The 15446-nt window shown below is 68.3% G+C and carries 16 protein-coding genes and 2 tRNA genes; 9 read left to right on the top strand and 9 right to left on the bottom strand.

Translation table 11 applies throughout. From position 1 onward, the window contains the following. The first annotated feature begins 15 nt into the window (after positions 1–15). The 3 genes from AC3RXZ_RS03360 (at position 16) to AC3RXZ_RS03350 (ending at position 1184) form a co-directional block, all read left to right on the top strand. The gene (locus AC3RXZ_RS03360) at positions 16–510 is read left to right on the top strand and encodes a lipocalin family protein (RefSeq protein WP_243225222.1); all 495 of its coding nucleotides are present in this window, start codon (positions 16–18) and stop codon (positions 508–510) included. A gap of 90 nt (positions 511–600) precedes the next feature. Next, positions 601–672, top strand: a tRNA-Gln gene (locus tag AC3RXZ_RS03355). Between the two features lie 74 nt (positions 673–746). Beyond that, the gene (locus AC3RXZ_RS03350; protein WP_243225224.1) at positions 747–1184 is read left to right on the top strand and encodes a VOC family protein; all 438 of its coding nucleotides are present in this window, start codon (positions 747–749) and stop codon (positions 1182–1184) included. 1 nt (position 1185) lies between these two features. Here the strand turns inward: AC3RXZ_RS03350 and AC3RXZ_RS03345 are convergent, their stop codons facing one another. Continuing rightward, positions 1186–1389 carry a hypothetical protein gene (locus tag AC3RXZ_RS03345; RefSeq protein ID WP_491493167.1) on the bottom strand — a complete coding sequence of 68 codons (204 nt, stop codon included), beginning with the start codon at positions 1387–1389 and terminating at the stop codon, positions 1186–1188. A gap of 187 nt (positions 1390–1576) precedes the next feature. Beyond that, the gene (locus tag AC3RXZ_RS03340; protein ID WP_120228863.1) at positions 1577–1780 is read right to left on the bottom strand and encodes a cold-shock protein; all 204 of its coding nucleotides are present in this window, start codon (positions 1778–1780) and stop codon (positions 1577–1579) included. 290 nt (positions 1781–2070) lie between these two features. Here AC3RXZ_RS03340 and pepN point away from each other — a divergent pair, with 290 nt between their 5' ends. Next, the gene (gene pepN / locus AC3RXZ_RS03335; protein ID WP_491493166.1) at positions 2071–4554 is read left to right on the top strand and encodes an aminopeptidase N; all 2484 of its coding nucleotides are present in this window, start codon (positions 2071–2073) and stop codon (positions 4552–4554) included. On the opposite strand, the gene AC3RXZ_RS03330 is transcribed toward pepN, so the two are convergent. Both AC3RXZ_RS03330 and AC3RXZ_RS03325 read right to left on the bottom strand, forming a co-directional pair. After that, the gene (locus tag AC3RXZ_RS03330; RefSeq protein ID WP_491493165.1) at positions 4555–5433 is read right to left on the bottom strand and encodes an aminoglycoside phosphotransferase family protein; all 879 of its coding nucleotides are present in this window, start codon (positions 5431–5433) and stop codon (positions 4555–4557) included. It abuts the gene before it with no gap. A 2-nt stretch (positions 5434–5435) separates the two neighbouring features. Next, positions 5436–6074 carry an MBL fold metallo-hydrolase gene (locus AC3RXZ_RS03325; protein WP_491493164.1) on the bottom strand — a complete coding sequence of 213 codons (639 nt, stop codon included), beginning with the start codon at positions 6072–6074 and terminating at the stop codon, positions 5436–5438. A gap of 152 nt (positions 6075–6226) precedes the next feature. Here AC3RXZ_RS03325 and AC3RXZ_RS03320 point away from each other — a divergent pair. Further along, positions 6227–6299, top strand: a tRNA-Glu gene (locus AC3RXZ_RS03320). Between the two features lie 55 nt (positions 6300–6354). Here the strand turns inward: AC3RXZ_RS03320 and AC3RXZ_RS03315 are convergent. From AC3RXZ_RS03315 to AC3RXZ_RS03295, 5 genes are all read right to left on the bottom strand, one after another. After that, positions 6355–7647 (bottom strand): MFS transporter, encoded by a 1293-nt coding sequence (locus AC3RXZ_RS03315; protein WP_491493163.1) that lies wholly within the window; start codon positions 7645–7647, stop codon positions 6355–6357. Between the two features lies 1 nt (position 7648). Then, positions 7649–8185: an ArsR family transcriptional regulator gene (locus AC3RXZ_RS03310; protein ID WP_491493162.1), complete on the bottom strand. Its 537-nt coding sequence runs from the start codon at positions 8183–8185 to the stop codon at positions 7649–7651. Positions 8186–8244: 59 nt separating this feature from the next. Further along, positions 8245–9318 carry a DUF4349 domain-containing protein gene (locus AC3RXZ_RS03305; protein ID WP_491493161.1) on the bottom strand — a complete coding sequence of 358 codons (1074 nt, stop codon included), beginning with the start codon at positions 9316–9318 and terminating at the stop codon, positions 8245–8247. Then, positions 9315–9872, bottom strand: a complete 558-nt coding sequence (locus AC3RXZ_RS03300; protein WP_491493160.1) for an RNA polymerase sigma factor — start codon at positions 9870–9872, stop codon at positions 9315–9317. Before AC3RXZ_RS03300 ends, AC3RXZ_RS03305 begins: the two co-directional genes overlap by 4 nt. A 72-nt stretch (positions 9873–9944) precedes the next feature. After that, positions 9945–10571: a TIGR00645 family protein gene (locus AC3RXZ_RS03295; RefSeq protein WP_491493159.1), complete on the bottom strand. Its 627-nt coding sequence runs from the start codon at positions 10569–10571 to the stop codon at positions 9945–9947. 193 nt (positions 10572–10764) lie between these two features. Here AC3RXZ_RS03295 and AC3RXZ_RS03290 point away from each other — a divergent pair, with 193 nt between their 5' ends. The 4 genes from AC3RXZ_RS03290 to murA all read left to right on the top strand — a co-directional run bounded on the left by AC3RXZ_RS03290 (position 10765) and on the right by murA (position 15441). Then, positions 10765–11781, top strand: coding sequence for a TerC family protein (locus AC3RXZ_RS03290; RefSeq protein ID WP_491493158.1), 1017 nt, complete (start codon positions 10765–10767; stop codon positions 11779–11781). A 163-nt stretch (positions 11782–11944) separates the two neighbouring features. Further along, positions 11945–13402 carry a 3-isopropylmalate dehydratase large subunit gene (gene leuC, locus AC3RXZ_RS03285; protein ID WP_491493157.1) on the top strand — a complete coding sequence of 486 codons (1458 nt, stop codon included), beginning with the start codon at positions 11945–11947 and terminating at the stop codon, positions 13400–13402. Positions 13403–13405: 3 nt separating this feature from the next. Beyond that, on the top strand, positions 13406–14002 hold the full coding sequence (leuD, locus tag AC3RXZ_RS03280) for a 3-isopropylmalate dehydratase small subunit (RefSeq protein ID WP_491493156.1): 597 nt from the start codon (positions 13406–13408) through the stop codon (positions 14000–14002). 74 nt (positions 14003–14076) lie between these two features. Then, positions 14077–15441: a UDP-N-acetylglucosamine 1-carboxyvinyltransferase gene (gene murA, locus AC3RXZ_RS03275; protein WP_243225312.1), complete on the top strand. Its 1365-nt coding sequence runs from the start codon at positions 14077–14079 to the stop codon at positions 15439–15441. Positions 15442–15446 lie beyond the last annotated feature (5 nt).

Here is a 15446-nt window from a genome sequence, read left to right as displayed (position 1 = left end):
AAGGAGGAGATGACCATGGCTGAAGAAGTCCGCTCGGTGGCGACCGTCGAGCTGGGCCGGTATCTCGGACTCTGGTACGAGATCGGCCGGTTGCCGTTGCGGTTCGAGGATGACGAGGCCAGCGACGTGACCGCGGAGTACTCGCTGAACGACGACGGCACGGTGCGTGTCGACAACCGCTGCCTCGACGCGAAGGGCGAGCCGACTCAGGCGGTCGGCGAGGCGGTTCCGGACGGGGAGCATCCGGGAAGGCTGCGGGTGTCGTTCCTCCCGGACGCCCTGCGGTGGATCCCGTTCACCCGTGCGGACTACTGGATCCTGCGGCTGGACGAGGACTACCGCCACGCCCTCGTCGGCACCCCGGATCGGAAGTACCTGTGGTTCCTGTCCCGCCGCCCGGCTGTAGAGCAGAGCGTCGAGGAGGAGTTCCTGCAGGCCGCCAGGGACCAGGGGTTCGACCTCGACGGATGGATCAGGGCGGAGCAGTCCGGGAACGTCGTGCAGATGTGACCGCGCCACGCGCGGCGGATCGGCTCCATTTGGAACCTGTCTCGGCGTCGGGTAAGCTTGAACCTCGGTGCGAGGCTCCGGTTTCGCCCTTGGGGTATGGTGTAATTGGCAACACGGCTGATTCTGGTTCAGTTGTTCTTGGTTCGAGTCCAGGTACCCCAGCACTGTGAGGATCCCCGCTTCGGCGGGGATTTCGTGCTTTCAGATCCCGTCGGCGCAGGCGTAGCATCGCGCGCATGAGCATCAGACTGGAGAACGTCGGCATCGCGGTCCGCGACATCGAGGCAGCGATCGCCTTCTTCACCGACCTCGGTCTCACGGTCCTCGGCCGGGACACGGTCAGCGGAGAGTGGGCGGACACCGCTGTCGGGCTCGACGGCAACCATGCCTCGATCGCGATGCTGCAGACTCCGGACGGCAGCGGGCGGCTCGAACTGTTCGAGTACATCCACCCGGAGGCGATCGAGACCGAGCCGACGCGTCCGAACGAGATCGGCATGCACCGCGTCGCCTTCGCGGTGGACGACCTGGATGCGTCTCTCGAGATCGCCGCGCGCCACGGTTGTCATCCGCTGCGCGGCGTCGCGGACTACGAAGGCGTCTACCGGCTCACGTACCTCAGGGGACCCAGCGGCATCCTCGTCATGCTGGCGCAGGATCTGCGGGGCGGGTGACTCAGCGGCCGGATCCGTCTCCGTGCTCGGCGCGCCTGGTCCCGACCCCGGGGATGTCGTTCTGGGGCGAGATGTCGGGGACTTCGCCCTGCTCGTCGTCGTCGACCTCGACCGCGTCGACCGCCCCGCTGTCGGCGCCCTCGCCGCCCGGCGGCACCGCCGCGATCCGCTCGTCATCGTCCTCGTGGCGCTGGTTGTCGGTCATCAGCCACCTCCTTCGATGACAACAAGCTACGGATCTCCGGGCTTCGTGCCGAGAGCCTTGACAGCGCCTCATCGGTGGAGGCGAGAGCGCTGTACACCGCTCTCGGACACCGGCTGGGGAACACGCAGCCGGCATGAGACGCCGATGGGCCCGGCCGCGCGATGCGACCGGGCCCATCGGGTTCAGATCAGAGGGGGCGGATGTTCGTCGCCTGGGGACCCTTGGGGCCCTGCTCCGTGTCGAACTCGACCTTCTGCGCTTCCTCGAGGTTGCGGTGCCCGGAGCCCTGGATCGCGCTGAAGTGCGCGAAGAGGTCGGCGGAACCGTCATCGGGAGCGATGAAGCCGTAGCCCTTGTCGGAGTTGAACCATTTGACAGTGCCAGTGGCCATGCTGCGTGTTTCCTTTGTGTTCGTGGGCCGATGTTCGGCCCGTCGTGCACTGGCGAACGATTCGACAGTGCAGTCTGTGCGCCCCTCGAATGCGGCGGCGACGATGCCGGGGATGGTGAGGGGGTGAGGCGGAGGATTCGGAGGAAAGCGGCCACCCTGCCGCAGCGCGGCATTCGGGCTGATGCACGGTCGGAGAGCCCGGCCGCCATCGTGAAGGTGTCGGCCCAGCCTAGCCCATCCCGGGCCGTGGTGCGCCCGAGCGCCGGTCACGGTCGTGAAACGATGGACGCATGACCTCAGCGAACCTGACCCGCCAGGAGACCGCCGGGCGATCCGCGTCCGTCACCGTGCGAAGCATCCGAGTCGACCTCGATCTGCGGGAGGCGCAGGATGCCGGCAGGAGCGGCTTCGGGACGACCACGACGCTGGAGTTCGGCGCCACGACGACGCAGACCTGGATCGACTTCATCGGCGAGTCCGTCGACGAGGTCGTCGTGAACGGAGCGGCGCAGGAGGTGGACTACGACGGCGCGCGCATCCGGATCACCGGCCTCGCGGCATCCAACACGGTCGTCGTGCGGGCTCGCGGGGCCTACAGTCGGTCCGGCGAGGGGCTGCATCGGTTCGTGGATCCGGTCGACGGCGCGACGTACCTGTACACGCAGTACGAGCCCGCCGACTCCCGGCGCGTCATGGCGTGCTTCGAGCAGCCGGACATGAAGGCGGAATACACATTCGTGGTGCAGGCACCGGCCGGATGGCAGGTGCTCTCCAACCAGTCCGCCGTGTCGTCGATCGAGGACGGCTCCGCGCAGACCGTCGAATTCGCACCCACCTTGCCGATCTCCAGTTACATCACCGCTGTCGCGGCAGGGCCCTACCATCGGGTCGAGGGGACGTGGCGGCGAGGTGAGCAGGTCGTCGATCTCGGCGTCCTCTGCCGCGCCTCCCTCGCGGAGCACCTCGAGGCCGATGAGATCCTCACCGTCACGCGACAGGGGCTGGACTTCTTCACCGAGGCGTTCGACTCTCCCTACCCGTGGGGCAAGTACGACCAGATCTTCGTCCCCGAGTACAACCTCGGCGCCATGGAGAACCCCGGACTGGTGACCTTCACCGAGGCGTACATCCCGCGTGGCGCGGCGACGGACGCCCAGCGCGCAGGGCGCGCGAACACGATCCTGCACGAGATGGCGCACATGTGGTTCGGCGACCTCGTCACGATGCGGTGGTGGGACGACCTGTGGTTGAAGGAGTCCTTCGCCGACTACATGGGCTCGCACGCCTCGGCGGCCGCGACCCGGTTCACGGACGCGTGGGTGACCTTCGCGAACCGCCGCAAGGCCTGGGCGTATCAGCAGGATCAGCTGCCGACCACGCATCCGATCGTCGCTGACATCCCCGACCTCGAGGCGGCCAAGCTCAACTTCGACGGCATCACCTATGCCAAGGGCGCATCCGTGCTCAAGCAGCTCGTCGCCTTCGTCGGCGAGGAGGCGTTCTTCGAAGGTGCGCGGCGCTACTTCGCCGCGCACGCGTTCGGCAATACGACCCTCGAGGACCTTCTCGCGCAGCTCGAGGAGGTGTCCGGCCGCGATGTGCGCGCCTGGTCGCGCGCCTGGCTCGAGACGACCGGTGTGTCGACGCTCTGGCTGGAGACGGATGCCCGAGGCGAGCGGATGCTGGTGCAGAGCGCGACTCGACCGCATCGTCTGCGCGTCGGGCTGTACGACCTCGTGGACGGGCGTCTCGCGCTGCGCGAGAAGGTGGAGCTCGACATCGCCGACGAGCGCACGCCGGTGGGCTTCGGCGACGCTGATCTGGTGCTGCTCAATGACGACGACCTCACGTACGCCAAGGCGCGGCTGGACGAGCGCTCACTGGTGACCGTGACGGCGGCCTTGTCGAGCCTGGAGGATGCGCTGGCGCGAGGTCTCGTCTGGTCGGCGCTGTGGAACGCGACGCGGGACGGGGAGCTTCCTGCCGCCCGCTACCTGGAGATCGTGCGCGCCCACGCCGCCGCCGAGAGGAACATCTCTCTGCTGGCGGGGGTGCTCGGCAACGCCGCATACACGCTCAGCCACTACGTCCCCGAGGCGGCGCAGGCCGGAGAGCGCTCCGCCTGGCTGTCCGCGGCGCAGCAGGCGCTGTATGCCGCCGAACCGGCCAGTGACTCCCAGCTGTCGTGGGCGAGGGCGTTCGCCACAGCCTCCGCCTATGACGCGGGTGCGGCAGCAGAGGTGCGCAGGATCCTCGCGGGAGAAGGCCCGATCGGGCTCCCCGTCGACCCGGAGCTGCGGTGGCAGTTCGTGACCGCGCTGGCGACCACGGGAAGCATCACGCCTGCCGAGATCGAGGCGGAGCGGCAGCGCGACGACACCGCCGACGGCCGGACGGCGGCGATCAGGGCGCTGGCCGCCCAACCCGATCGGTCGGTGCGGGATGCCGCCTGGCAGTCGGCCTGGACCGATGCCGGTCTGTCCAATGACCATCTCGACGCGACGATCGGAGGATTCCGCGCCGGTGGGCGCCGCGACCTGACCGCTCATCACGATCCGGACTACTTCACCCGGATCCGCCCGGCGTGGGCCGAGCGGAGCATCGAGATCGCGAAGCGGCTCGTGACGGGGATGTTCCCGGCGTCCGACTCGCTCGCACTCGTCGACGCCTGGCTGGCGGAGAACGAGGACGCCCCCGGCGCGCTGCGCCGGCTCCTGATCGAGCAGCGCGATCATCTGGCGCGGGATCTCCGGGTGCGGTCGTCGCAGTCGTAGTCAGTCCGCGCTGAGTTCGGCGACGGTCTCCTCCCCGATCGCCCGATGATCGGGGCGGTCGTCGCTGAGCGTGAGGAAGACCAGAGCCAGGAAAGCCGCCCACGCTCGCGCGCGCGTCCAGGTCGCCTGGTCGTACCGCCCGTCGGTCGCCTCCTGAAACCTCCGACGGCCGTCCCGATCGAACAGCAGCCAGGCCGAAGCGAGATCGTAGGCGGGGTCGCCCGCGGTGACGTCCCCGAAGTCGATGAGCGCGGCGAGGTCCCCGTTGTCCACGAGGATGTTCCCGGGATGCAGGTCGCCGTGGATCCAGACGCGCTCTGCGGCCGCGGGCGCGGCGAGTCCGGCATCCCACGCTTCGCGCAACGCGGGCAGATCGGCGAACTGTTCGAGTCGCGGACGGATGGCCCTGTCGCGCGCGGACAGAGGCACGCCGCGCAGGGGGTTCGGAGGCGCGTCTTCGCCGGCCGGGCGGTGCAGCGCGACGAGTGCCGCCGCGAGCTGCGGTGCCCACCGACCGTTGGGCGCGCGAGGCCGGCTCATCGCCGTCGTCCCCTCGATCCAGGGGACGACGGACCACGGCCAGGGGAAGGCATCACCGGGGGTCCCGGCGACGAGGGGCGACGGGGTGCGGATTCCGAGTGCGGCCAGCCGAGGGGTGATGACGGGCAGGACCCGTTGCTCGTGGAGGATGAGCGAGACGGCGAGCTCGCGTCGGGGGATGCGCACGGCGAGATCGTCGCCCAGGCGCCAGATGGCGTTGTCCCACCCCTCGGCGACCAGGACGAGCGGTCGAGCGGCGAGTTCGGGCGCGGCGGAGAGCAGAAGGGTGCGCACTTGGTTCTCGCCGAGGGAGCGCTCGGCGGCGGGCGAGTCGGCCATCCTCAGAGGTCGAGCGAAGCGCCGGGATCCAGCCGGAAGAACTCGCCGCCGTTCTGCGCCGTCGCCCATTCCAGCCGGCCGCGGTGCATGTCGCGTCCGATCACGGACAGCGTCATGTCGTGCACGCCGAACGCCCGCCGTGGTGCGACGGCGAGGACGAAGTCCATCGCCTCTCCGATCTTCAGCCAAGGCGCCCCCAGCGGGGCGGCGAGCGTGTCCACCGCGACGCCGTCGGGAACGGCGTAGGAGTCGCCCGGATAGTAGAGCTCCTCGTTCACCAGGACGCCGACGTTCTGGATCGCGGGCAGCGAGGCGTGGATCACGGCGTGCTCGCCGCCGAAGAACCGGAGGGTGAAGTGTCCGGCGGTCACGGTGTCGCCGGGGGAGACGACGGTGATCTCGTGGTCAGGCGCGGCAGCGGCCACCCCTGCCGGCGCGAACACCGGAGTGCCCGGCGCCTCGCGCAGGATCCGGTCCAGCTGCTCGGGCGTCCAATGATCCGGATGCTCGTGGGTGATGACGACCGCCACGGTGCCGCTGAGGTCGTCCAGAGGAGTGGTGAAGCTGCCGGGGTCGATGACGAGGGTGTCCCCGGCCTCGTCGATGCGGAGTGTGGCATGTTCGTACTTCGTGACGCGCATGTGAAGAGTCAACTCCCATCCGACGGCGTCGGCAAACCCCGTACGCGCGCGCCACGCCCGGGATGCCGCAGCCTGCGGCCTCGATTTGGCGGAGCGAGAATGCCCGTGGCATACTTGAACGGTTGTCGCGGGACGGAAACGCTCCGCAAGACGGCCCCATCGTATAGCGGCCTAGTACGCCGCCCTCTCACGGCGGTAACGCGGGTTCGAATCCCGCTGGGGTCACCGCAACACCGAAAACCCCCGGTTCGTCCGGGGGTTTTCGCGTCTCCGCATCCGATCAGGGATTCACAGGCTCCGCATCCTCGGATCCGGCATCCGAAGTCTCGGCGTCCTCGCGGCGCAACGACATCGTCCGGAACGCGCGGTTGCTGAGCGGCACGGTCATCAGCAGCGCCATGGCCCCGCCGTAGAGCGCGAACGGCACCCACAGCGGGAGCAGTCCCGCGATCGCGCCGAACGCCGCCATGGCCACCGGCATCAGGCAGTCGTCGCCCAGCCGCAGGATCGATCCGAGTCTCCCCAGGAAGTCGGGAGCGGCGGTCGCCGCGAACGTCGCGCCGAGCAGGGCCGAGGCGAAGCCGGCGGTGACGCCGATCACGAAGCTCCCCGCGCCGACGACGAACGGCGATCCGATACCGAGCGCCACGATGCCCGCACCCTGCACGATCAGAGCGAGGAAGGCGCCGCGGGCCTCGTGCCGCGGCCGCCACCGGACGACGATCAGCGCGCCGATCATCGCCCCGCCGCCGACGAGAGCCTCGAAGATGCCGACGGCTCCGGCCCCCCAGCCTCGTTGCGTGGCCTGCAGCGGGATGCCGATCGAGATTGCGGGCCCGACGGCGAGGTTCAGTCCCGACAGCGCGATGACGAGGGTGCGAGTGGCGCGCTCGGTCCGCAGGTGCCGGAACCCGTCCGCGACGCCGCGCAGGACGCTCTGCTCGGACGAGGCGCGAGGAAGCGAGAATCGCGGTCGCAGCCAGAGCACGATGAACACGATCACGACCGTGTAGGTCAGCGTGTTCACGCCGGCGCTGCCGACGATGCCGAACAGGGCGACGAGGAAGCCTCCGGCCGCGGAGCCCGCCATCGTGCCGAGACGGGACAGCGTCTGGCTCAACGCCGAATACGCGGGCAGGTCGGATGGGGCGACGAGCTGACGGGGCATCGTCCCGGCGGCCGGCTCGAAGAACGCGTCGCAGAGTCCGAAGGCGATGCTGGCGATGAGCAGCAGCGCCACGGTCGGTGGCGTCGCGAGGCACCAGATCGCGACGGTCACGAGGACGCCGACGCGGATCGCATTGAAGACGATCATGAGACGCCGGGCGTCGCCGCGATCGGCATAGGCACCCCCGATCAGCAGCACGATCGCGCGGGGGAGCGTGCCGGCGGCGATCACGAGTCCCGCGATCGCCGGGGAGGCGATCTGCACCGCCGTCCAGGCGAAGGCGATCGTGAAGATCGCATCCCCGGCATCGGAGAGAGCTTTCACCAGCAGCCACGCCTGCACCATGCGGTCCCGCGAGAAGGCGGGGGGCCGGTGCAGCATCCGGGGTTCGGCCGTCGTGGTCACGTCACACCTCCGTCGGGAAGCCGTGGGCGAAGAAGAACACCGGAAGCCGGTCCTGTCCGTCCGAGCGGTCGATGTCGGCGCGCCACTCGTCCAGCAGGGCGTTCAGGCGCTGTCCGAGGTCGCGCAGCTCATCGGGCGTCGCCCAGCTCAGCGTGTCGGTCGCGAAGCCCTCGATCTCGCTGTCGCGCGAGACACGATGCCAGCGCTGCAGCAGCTCGAGCTGATGGCGGACGTTGGCCCGTTGCGCCTCCCGCGCGAGCAGGGCGTCGGCGGGGGAGGAGAAGTCCGCCTCGGACCAGCTGAATTTGCGGCGTGCGAGGCGCCACCAGCTCGTTCGCCGGTCCCCGTTCGGGTCTTCGGCCTGTTCGACGACGCCGGCCTTCTGCAGCATCCGCAGATGATGGCTGATGCTGCCCACCTGCGCGTCCAGTGCATGCGCGAGCGTTCCCACCTGGGTCGCGTCGTGCAGCACGAGGTGATCGATGATGCGCCGGCGCAGCGGATGGTGCACGGCGGTGATGACGGAGATCGGTTCCACGCAGGCAACGCTAAGCGCGGAGGCCCATTCTCACAAGACTTCTTGTATATCCCGGAAAATCAGGCTTCTGAGGAGTCAAGACCCGCTCGCCGCCGCCGGCGCGACCGTCGGATCAGCCAGACGATCAGGAGCACGACTGCGGCGACCGCGAGCCAGGGCAGCAGGAAGCCGATGGCGATCACCAGGGCGTTGAGCGAGACGATCAGTCCGTTCCAGCCGGCGAGCAGGCCGTCCGAGAATCCGGCCGGATCGGCCTTCGTCGTGGTCGCCTCGGGCACGAGCTCGATCTGCAGCGACGACATGGCCACCTGATCCTCGAGCGCGGTCAACTGCTGCTGGTAGGACTCCAGCTCCGCTTGCCGATCGGTCAGCGCGACCTCGGCCTCGATCAGCTCCGAGACCGAGCCGGACTGGGACATCAGCTCGGTGAGTCGGGCGACGGACGCCTCGAGGGCGTCGACCCGTGCGCGAAGATCGATGGCCGTCGAGGTGACGTCCTGCTTGGTGATCGACGACGACAGCACCTGGCCCGTATCGCCCAGTTCCGCGATGACGGCTGTGAGCTCGGCGGACGGGACACGGATGCTGATCCAGCCGTATCCCGGAGCAGGCTGGACGGGCATGCTCGTGTCCGTCGTCGACGTGTTGCGCGAGACGCTCGTGCTCTCGACGTATCCGCCGTGCTGATCGGCGAGCGCGCCGATCTCGCTCACGGCATCGGACACGTCCTCAACCTCGACGCTCGCGTTCGCGGTGGCGATGATCTCGCGATCCGCCTCGGCGACGGCCGTGTCGGCCCCGGCCGCGTTCTCCTGGGCGACGCCATCCGACTGTCCGGCGCTCTCCGGCACGGCGGCGATCTCCGGCGCAGCGCCGCCCTCATCCGAGCTCGACAGCCCGACGATCGACGTGGCGGTGACCGAGTTCAGGATCGGGGGAGTGACAAGGATGCCGAGGGCGAACGCCGCCGCGATGCCGGCGCCGGTCAGCAAGCGCCGCCGGCGCCTGCCGCGCACGGCCGACGACGGGAGTGCTCTCGCCGGCTCGTCTGCGATGCGGTCGAACACGGCGTCCTCGATGCGGGCCACGGCCTCATCGGACAGCTCGGGGAGAGCAGTGCTCTGCTCGTTCATGCGTCTCTCACTTCCTGGACGGTGCCGCGCAATTGCGTGCGCACACGGGAGAGACGATTGCGGACGACGGCGTGGCTGACGCCGAGCTCGTCGGCAGCTGCCTGGTAGGCGTAGCCCTCGGAGGCGCACAGCCGGAAGATCTCGCGGTCCAGTTCGCCGAGCGTTCCGATCTCGGCGGTGATGCGGGCGGCGAGCTCGGCCGAAATGACCTGCTCCTCGACGCTCACCGTGGCCGGGATCGCCTCGTCCGCAGCATCCGTCGTGTTCTCACGGTCGCGGATCCGGCGCCGCAGACGGTTCGCCGCCTGGAATCGGCAGATGGTCGCCAGCCAGGGCAGCAGCGAATCGCCCGCGAGCTCCAGCTTCCGCAGCTTCCGCCAGGCCACGACGAACGTCTCCTGCGTCACGTCCTCCGCATCCGCGGCCGAGCCGAGGATGCCGTGCGCGATCCAGTAGACCGGCCGGACGTGCGCACGGTAGATCGCGCGGAAGGCGCTCTCATCACCCGCCGCGGCCCTGGCCGCCCGTTCCTGGTCTTCCGATCGTTCCGGCATCCTGCCTCCGTTCGGTGTCTCTCACCCGGGAAGTGTCGGAGGATGCCTCATCGTCTCAGAATCGACGCGTGATCAGTGAGTGGCCTCGTGATGCGCGGCGATGGCGGTCTTCTGAGACATCCGGTCGATCCAGGCCAGCGCGAGGGCGGAGACGATGAACACCATGTGGATCACGACCTGCCAGAGGACGCCGGTGGGGGTGTATCTCGTGCCCTCGAAGGTGCTGCCGCCCTGGTCCAGGTCGCCGACGGCGATGAACGTCTTCAGCAGATGGATGGACGAGATGCCGATGATGGCCATCGCGAGCTTGACCTTGAGCACGTTCGCGTTGACGTGCGAGAGCCACTCCGGCTGATCGGGGTGGCCTTGGGTGTCGATTCGCGAGACGAAGGTCTCGTACCCGCCGATGATGACCATGATGAGCAGGTTCGCGATCATGACGACGTCGATCAGGCCGAGGACGGCGAGCATGATCACGGCTTCGTTGATCTCGGTCGGGTGGGCGACCACCTCGACGATCAGGTGCCACAGCTCGACCATGAAGACGATGACGTACACGAGCTGAGCGACGATGAGCCCGATGTACAGCGGAGCCTGAAGCCAGCGACTGACGAAGATCAGCGATCCGATGGACCGCGCCCAAGCGTTGCGCGGCGGTGTCTCGAGCGGGTCGGCAGAGGTGTCGATCTGAGAAGTCACGGCGACTATTCCATCATGGCCGATCGGGCCCGGGAACCTCCGCTACGATGAATACCTGCGAGAGGGAGTATCCCGTCCTCGCGCCCTCGTCATCACGAGCACCGACAGCGTTGCTCCGGGGGTGCGGCGCACTCGGTGCGTGGGAGAGACTTTCGGTTCTTTCCCGTCCCCTCTCGAAAGGTGCCGTGCGCCCTTGGTAATCCCCGTCTGGTTCGAAGTCACCTCGCTGGTGGTCCTCACCCTCATCCTCATCGGCGACCTGCTTCTCGTGCGCCTGCGGCCGCACATCCCCTCGACCAAGGAGTCCTCCCTGTGGGTGGCCTTCTACGTCGGCCTCGCCCTGGTCTTCGCGGGTCTTCTCTACTTCATCGCCGGAGGCCAGTACGCCGGCGAGTTCCTCACCGGCTGGGCGCTCGAGTACAGCCTGTCGATCGACAACCTGTTCGTGTTCGTGCTGATCATGGCGCAGTTCGCCGTGCCGCGGCGTCTGCAGCAGCAGGTGCTGATGGTCGGCATCATCATCGCGCTCGTGCTGCGCGGCATCTTCATCCTGCTGGGCGTCGCGATCATCGAGAACTTCTCGCCGATCTTCTACATCTTCGGCGCCTTCCTCATCTGGACGGCGATCCGTCAGGCCATGCCCGAGGGCGACCATGAGGGCGAGGCCAAGCGCGAGAACTTCATCGTCCGGATGCTGCGCCGCCGGATCGACATCAGCGACGAGTACGACGAGGGCAAGCTCCGCACGGTCGTCGACGGCAAGCGCATGTGGACGCCGATGATCATGGTGTTCGTCGCGATCGGGGTCACCGACCTGATGTTCGCGATCGACTCGATCCCCGCGATCTTCAGCATCACGCACAACAGCTTCCTGGTCTTCACCGCGAACATCTTCGCGCTCATGGGCCTGCGCCAGCTGTACTTCCTGCTCGGCGATCTGCTGGACCGCCTGCGCTACCTCCACTACGGCATCGCCGTCATCCTCGGCTTCATCGGCGTGAAGCTCATCCTGCACGCGATGCACGTCAACGAGCTGCCGTTCATCAACGGCGGACAGCACATCGCGTGGGCGCCGGACATCCCGATCTGGCTGTCGCTCACCGTCATCCTCGTCTCGATGGGCGTCGCCACGATCGCCAGCCTCATCGCCTCGGCGAAGGACAAGCGTCGCGCTCCGCAGGAGCTGCACCCGGAGCCGCCGACCCACTGACCGTGGTCATGATGGCGAGGACCACCCGTCGCAGCGGTGTAAACTGACCGGCATGCGGCGGGTGGTTCTCCTTCTTAGCAGCCGCGACGAGACCTCGATCTAGGCCTTTCTCGTCGCGGAGTCCCGCGTGGGCCGCCCTGCGATTCCAGGAGACGAAAGACGCATGACCATCGACCCGACCGACATTCCCGCCCGCCCGCGCACCCTCGCCGAGAAGGTGTGGGACGACCATCTCGTCGTGAGAGGCGAGAACGGCGAACCCGACCTCATCTACATCGACCTGCACCTGGTCCACGAGGTCACCAGCCCCCAGGCGTTCGACGGCCTGCGCACCGAGGGCCGTCCGCTGCGCCGGCTCGACCTCACGATCGCGACCGAGGATCACAACACCCCGACCCTCGACATCGACAAGCCGATCGCGGACCTCACCAGTCGAACCCAGATCGACACCCTGCGCCGAAACGCCGAGGAGTTCGGCGTGCGCATCCACTCGCTGGGCGATGCCGAGCAGGGGATCGTGCACGTCGTCGGTCCGCAGCTCGGCCTGACGATGCCCGGCATCACGGTCGTGTGCGGCGACTCGCATACGTCGACACACGGTGCGTTCGGCGCCATGGCCTTCGGCATCGGCACCAGTGAGGTCGAGCACGTCATGGCGACGCAGACGCTGCCTCTGAAGCCCTTCAAGACCATGGCGATCACGGTCGAGGGCGAACTGAAGCCCGGCGTCAGCGCCAAGGACATCATCCTCGCGGTGATCGCGAAGATCGGCACCGGCGGCGGCCAGGGCTACGTCCTGGAGTTCCGAGGCAGTGCGATCCGCGCGCTCTCCATGGAAGGGCGCATGACGATCTGCAACATGTCGATCGAAGCCGGTGCCCGGGCCGGCATGGTCGCACCCGACGAGACCACTTTCGCCTACGTCAAGGACAAGCCGCACGCGCCTCAGGGACAGGACTGGGAGGATGCCGTCGCGTACTGGCGGACGCTGCCCACCGACGAGGGGGCGGTGTTCGACGCCGAGGTGTTCATCGACGCCGACGAACTGGAGCCCTTCGTCACCTGGGGAACCAACCCCGGGCAGGGCAGTTCGCTGTCGGCATCCGTTCCCGACCCGGCGCAGATCTCGGACCCGAACGAGCGCGCCGCGGCGGAGCGCGCACTGGAGTACATGGACCTGACGCCGGGCACTCCGCTCAAGGAGGTCCCGGTGGACGCCGTGTTCATGGGCTCCTGCACGAACAGCCGGATCGAGGACCTGCGGGCCTTCGCGTCGATCGTGAAGGGGCGCAAGAAGGCGGACGGCGTGCGCGTCATGGTCGTCCCCGGCTCCGCTCGCGTGCGCCTGGAGGCCGAGGCCGAGGGGCTGGACAGGATCTTCACCGACTTCGGCGCGGAGTGGCGCTTCGCGGGCTGCTCGATGTGCCTGGGCATGAACCCGGATCAGCTCGCACCGGGCGAGCGCTGCGCCTCCACCTCGAACCGCAACTTCGAGGGCCGGCAGGGCAAGGGCGGACGGACGCACCTCGTCTCGCCGCTCGTCGCGGCGGCGACCGCGGTGCGCGGCACGCTGTCCAGCCCGAGCGATCTCGCACCGATCGAAGAGATGGCGGGAGTCTGAGCCATGGAGAAGTTCACCACGCACACCGGCGTCGCAGCCCCGCTGAAGCGATCGAACGTCGACACCGACCAGATCATCCCCGCGGTCTTCCTCAAGAGGGTCACCAAGACCGGATTCGATGACGCGCTGTTCCACGCGTGGCGCCAGGATCCGGACTTCGTGCTCAACCAGGACGCGTTCCAGGGGGCATCCGTCCTCGTCGCCGGACCCGACTTCGGAACCGGATCCAGCCGCGAGCACGCCGTCTGGGCGCTGCGCGACTACGGCTTCAAAGTGGTGCTGAGCCCGCGGTTCGCCGACATCTTCCGCGGCAACTCCGGCAAGCAGGGACTGCTCGCCGCCACGATCTCCGAGCAGGACCTGGAGACGATCTGGACGCTGATCGACGAGGAGCCCGGCCGCTCCATCACGGTCGATCTCGAGGCGCGCACCGCCACGATCGGTCGCTTCCAGGCCACCATCGGGGTGGACGATTACACTAGATGGCGGCTCCTCGAAGGGCTCGATGACATCGGGCTCACGCTGCGCAATGAAGACAAGATCGCGCAGTTCGAGGCCCGCCGCGAATCGTGGCGGCCACGGACCCTTCCCGTTCGCTGAGCGGGGACCGTGAGCCTGGGGCATCCGCCCCGGCGGCTGACGCCGTGATCCGTGGAAGTGAAGTGAGGCCCCGAATGACGACACCCCTGCGCGACGTACTCCAGGACGGCCTTCCCTCGTTGAGCGGGGATGTCATCGCCATCCGCGGAGGGCACCCGCTGCGGGGACGCGTCGATGTGAAGGGGGCGAAGAACCTCGCCACCAAGGCGATGGTCGCCACTCTCCTCGGCGAGACCTCCAGCACGCTGCGCGACGTGCCCGACCTCAGCGACGTCGCCGTGGTGCGCTCGCTCCTTGAGGTGCACGGCGTCCGGGTGGAGGAGGGCGATGAGCCAGGCTCCCTCGTCTTCGACCCCAGCGGCGTCGAATCCGCCCACATGGAGGAGATCGACGCGCACGCCGGGGCCTCCCGCATCCCGATCCTGTTCTGCGGCCCGCTGCTGCACCGGCTCGGCCAGGCGTTCATCCCCGACCTCGGCGGCTGCCGCATTGGCGACCGCCCGATCGACTTCCACCTCGACGCGCTGCGCAAGTTCGGTGCGATCGTCGAGAAGCTGCCCAGCGGCATCCGCCTGTCGGCCCCGCAGCGCCTGCACGGTGCCAGCATCCACCTGCCGTATCCGAGCGTCGGGGCGACCGAGCAGGTGCTGCTGACGGCCGTCCGCGCCCAGGGGACCACGGAACTGCGCAACGCGGCCATCGAGCCCGAGATCATGGACCTGATCGCCGTGCTGCAGAAGATGGGCGCGATCATCTCCTACGAGCCGAACCGCGTGATCCTCATCGAGGGCGTCGACAGCCTGCGCGGCTACGACCACCGCTCGATCTTCGACCGCAACGAGGCAGCATCCTGGGCGTCCGCCGCACTCGCGACAGATGGCGAGATCTTCGTCGGCGGAGCGAAGCAGCAGGAGATGCTCACGTTCCTCAACGTCTTCCGCAAGGCGGGCGGCTGGTTCGACATTCAGGAGGACGGCATCCTGTTCCGCCGAGGCGGAGACCTCCAGCCCGTGATCGTCGAGACCGACGTGCACCCGGGCTTCATGACCGACTGGCAGCAGCCGCTCATCGTGGCTCTCACGCAGGCCGACGGGCGCTCGATCGTCCACGAGACGGTGTACGAGAACCGGTTCGGATTCACGCAGGCTCTCGTCAAGATGGGCGCCGACATCGTCGTGCACCCGCACGGCCTTCAGGACGGACCGCGCCGCGTGCCGCGTCGTGAGCTCGAGCAGGCCGCCGTCATCACAGGCCCCACGCCGCTGCATGGCGCCGACATCGTCGTTCCGGATCTGCGCGGCGGGTACAGCCACGTGATCGCAGCGCTGACCGCTCAGGGCCAGTCGCAAGTCTCGGGCGTCGACATCCTCAGCCGCGGATACGAGAAGTTCCTGGCCAAGCTCGACGCCCTGGGCGCCGACTTCGACGTCGTCCGGTGAGCGAC

It is taken from the genome of Microbacterium cucumeris (assembly GCF_058349845.2).
Note: the sequence above shows the minus strand (reverse complement) of the source record. Positions and strands in the feature narration are given on the sequence as shown.

What these genes read in the sequence shown, in the direction of transcription:
- AC3RXZ_RS03360 (WP_243225222.1), top strand. Translation starts at nt 16, where the DNA reads ATGGCTGAAGAAGTCCGCTCGGTGGCGACCGTCGAGCTGGGCCGGTAT.
- AC3RXZ_RS03350 (WP_243225224.1), top strand. Translation starts at nt 747, where the DNA reads ATGAGCATCAGACTGGAGAACGTCGGCATCGCGGTCCGCGACATCGAG.
- AC3RXZ_RS03345 (WP_491493167.1), bottom strand. Translation starts at nt 1,389, where the DNA reads ATGACCGACAACCAGCGCCACGAGGACGATGACGAGCGGATCGCGGCG.
- AC3RXZ_RS03340 (WP_120228863.1), bottom strand. Translation starts at nt 1,780, where the DNA reads ATGGCCACTGGCACTGTCAAATGGTTCAACTCCGACAAGGGCTACGGC.
- pepN (WP_491493166.1), top strand. Translation starts at nt 2,071, where the DNA reads ATGACCTCAGCGAACCTGACCCGCCAGGAGACCGCCGGGCGATCCGCG.
- AC3RXZ_RS03330 (WP_491493165.1), bottom strand. Translation starts at nt 5,433, where the DNA reads ATGGCCGACTCGCCCGCCGCCGAGCGCTCCCTCGGCGAGAACCAAGTG.
- AC3RXZ_RS03325 (WP_491493164.1), bottom strand. Translation starts at nt 6,074, where the DNA reads ATGCGCGTCACGAAGTACGAACATGCCACACTCCGCATCGACGAGGCC.
- AC3RXZ_RS03305 (WP_491493161.1), bottom strand. Translation starts at nt 9,318, where the DNA reads ATGAACGAGCAGAGCACTGCTCTCCCCGAGCTGTCCGATGAGGCCGTG.
- AC3RXZ_RS03300 (WP_491493160.1), bottom strand. Translation starts at nt 9,872, where the DNA reads ATGCCGGAACGATCGGAAGACCAGGAACGGGCGGCCAGGGCCGCGGCG.
- leuC (WP_491493157.1), top strand. Translation starts at nt 11,945, where the DNA reads ATGACCATCGACCCGACCGACATTCCCGCCCGCCCGCGCACCCTCGCC.
- leuD (WP_491493156.1), top strand. Translation starts at nt 13,406, where the DNA reads ATGGAGAAGTTCACCACGCACACCGGCGTCGCAGCCCCGCTGAAGCGA.
- murA (WP_243225312.1), top strand. Translation starts at nt 14,077, where the DNA reads ATGACGACACCCCTGCGCGACGTACTCCAGGACGGCCTTCCCTCGTTG.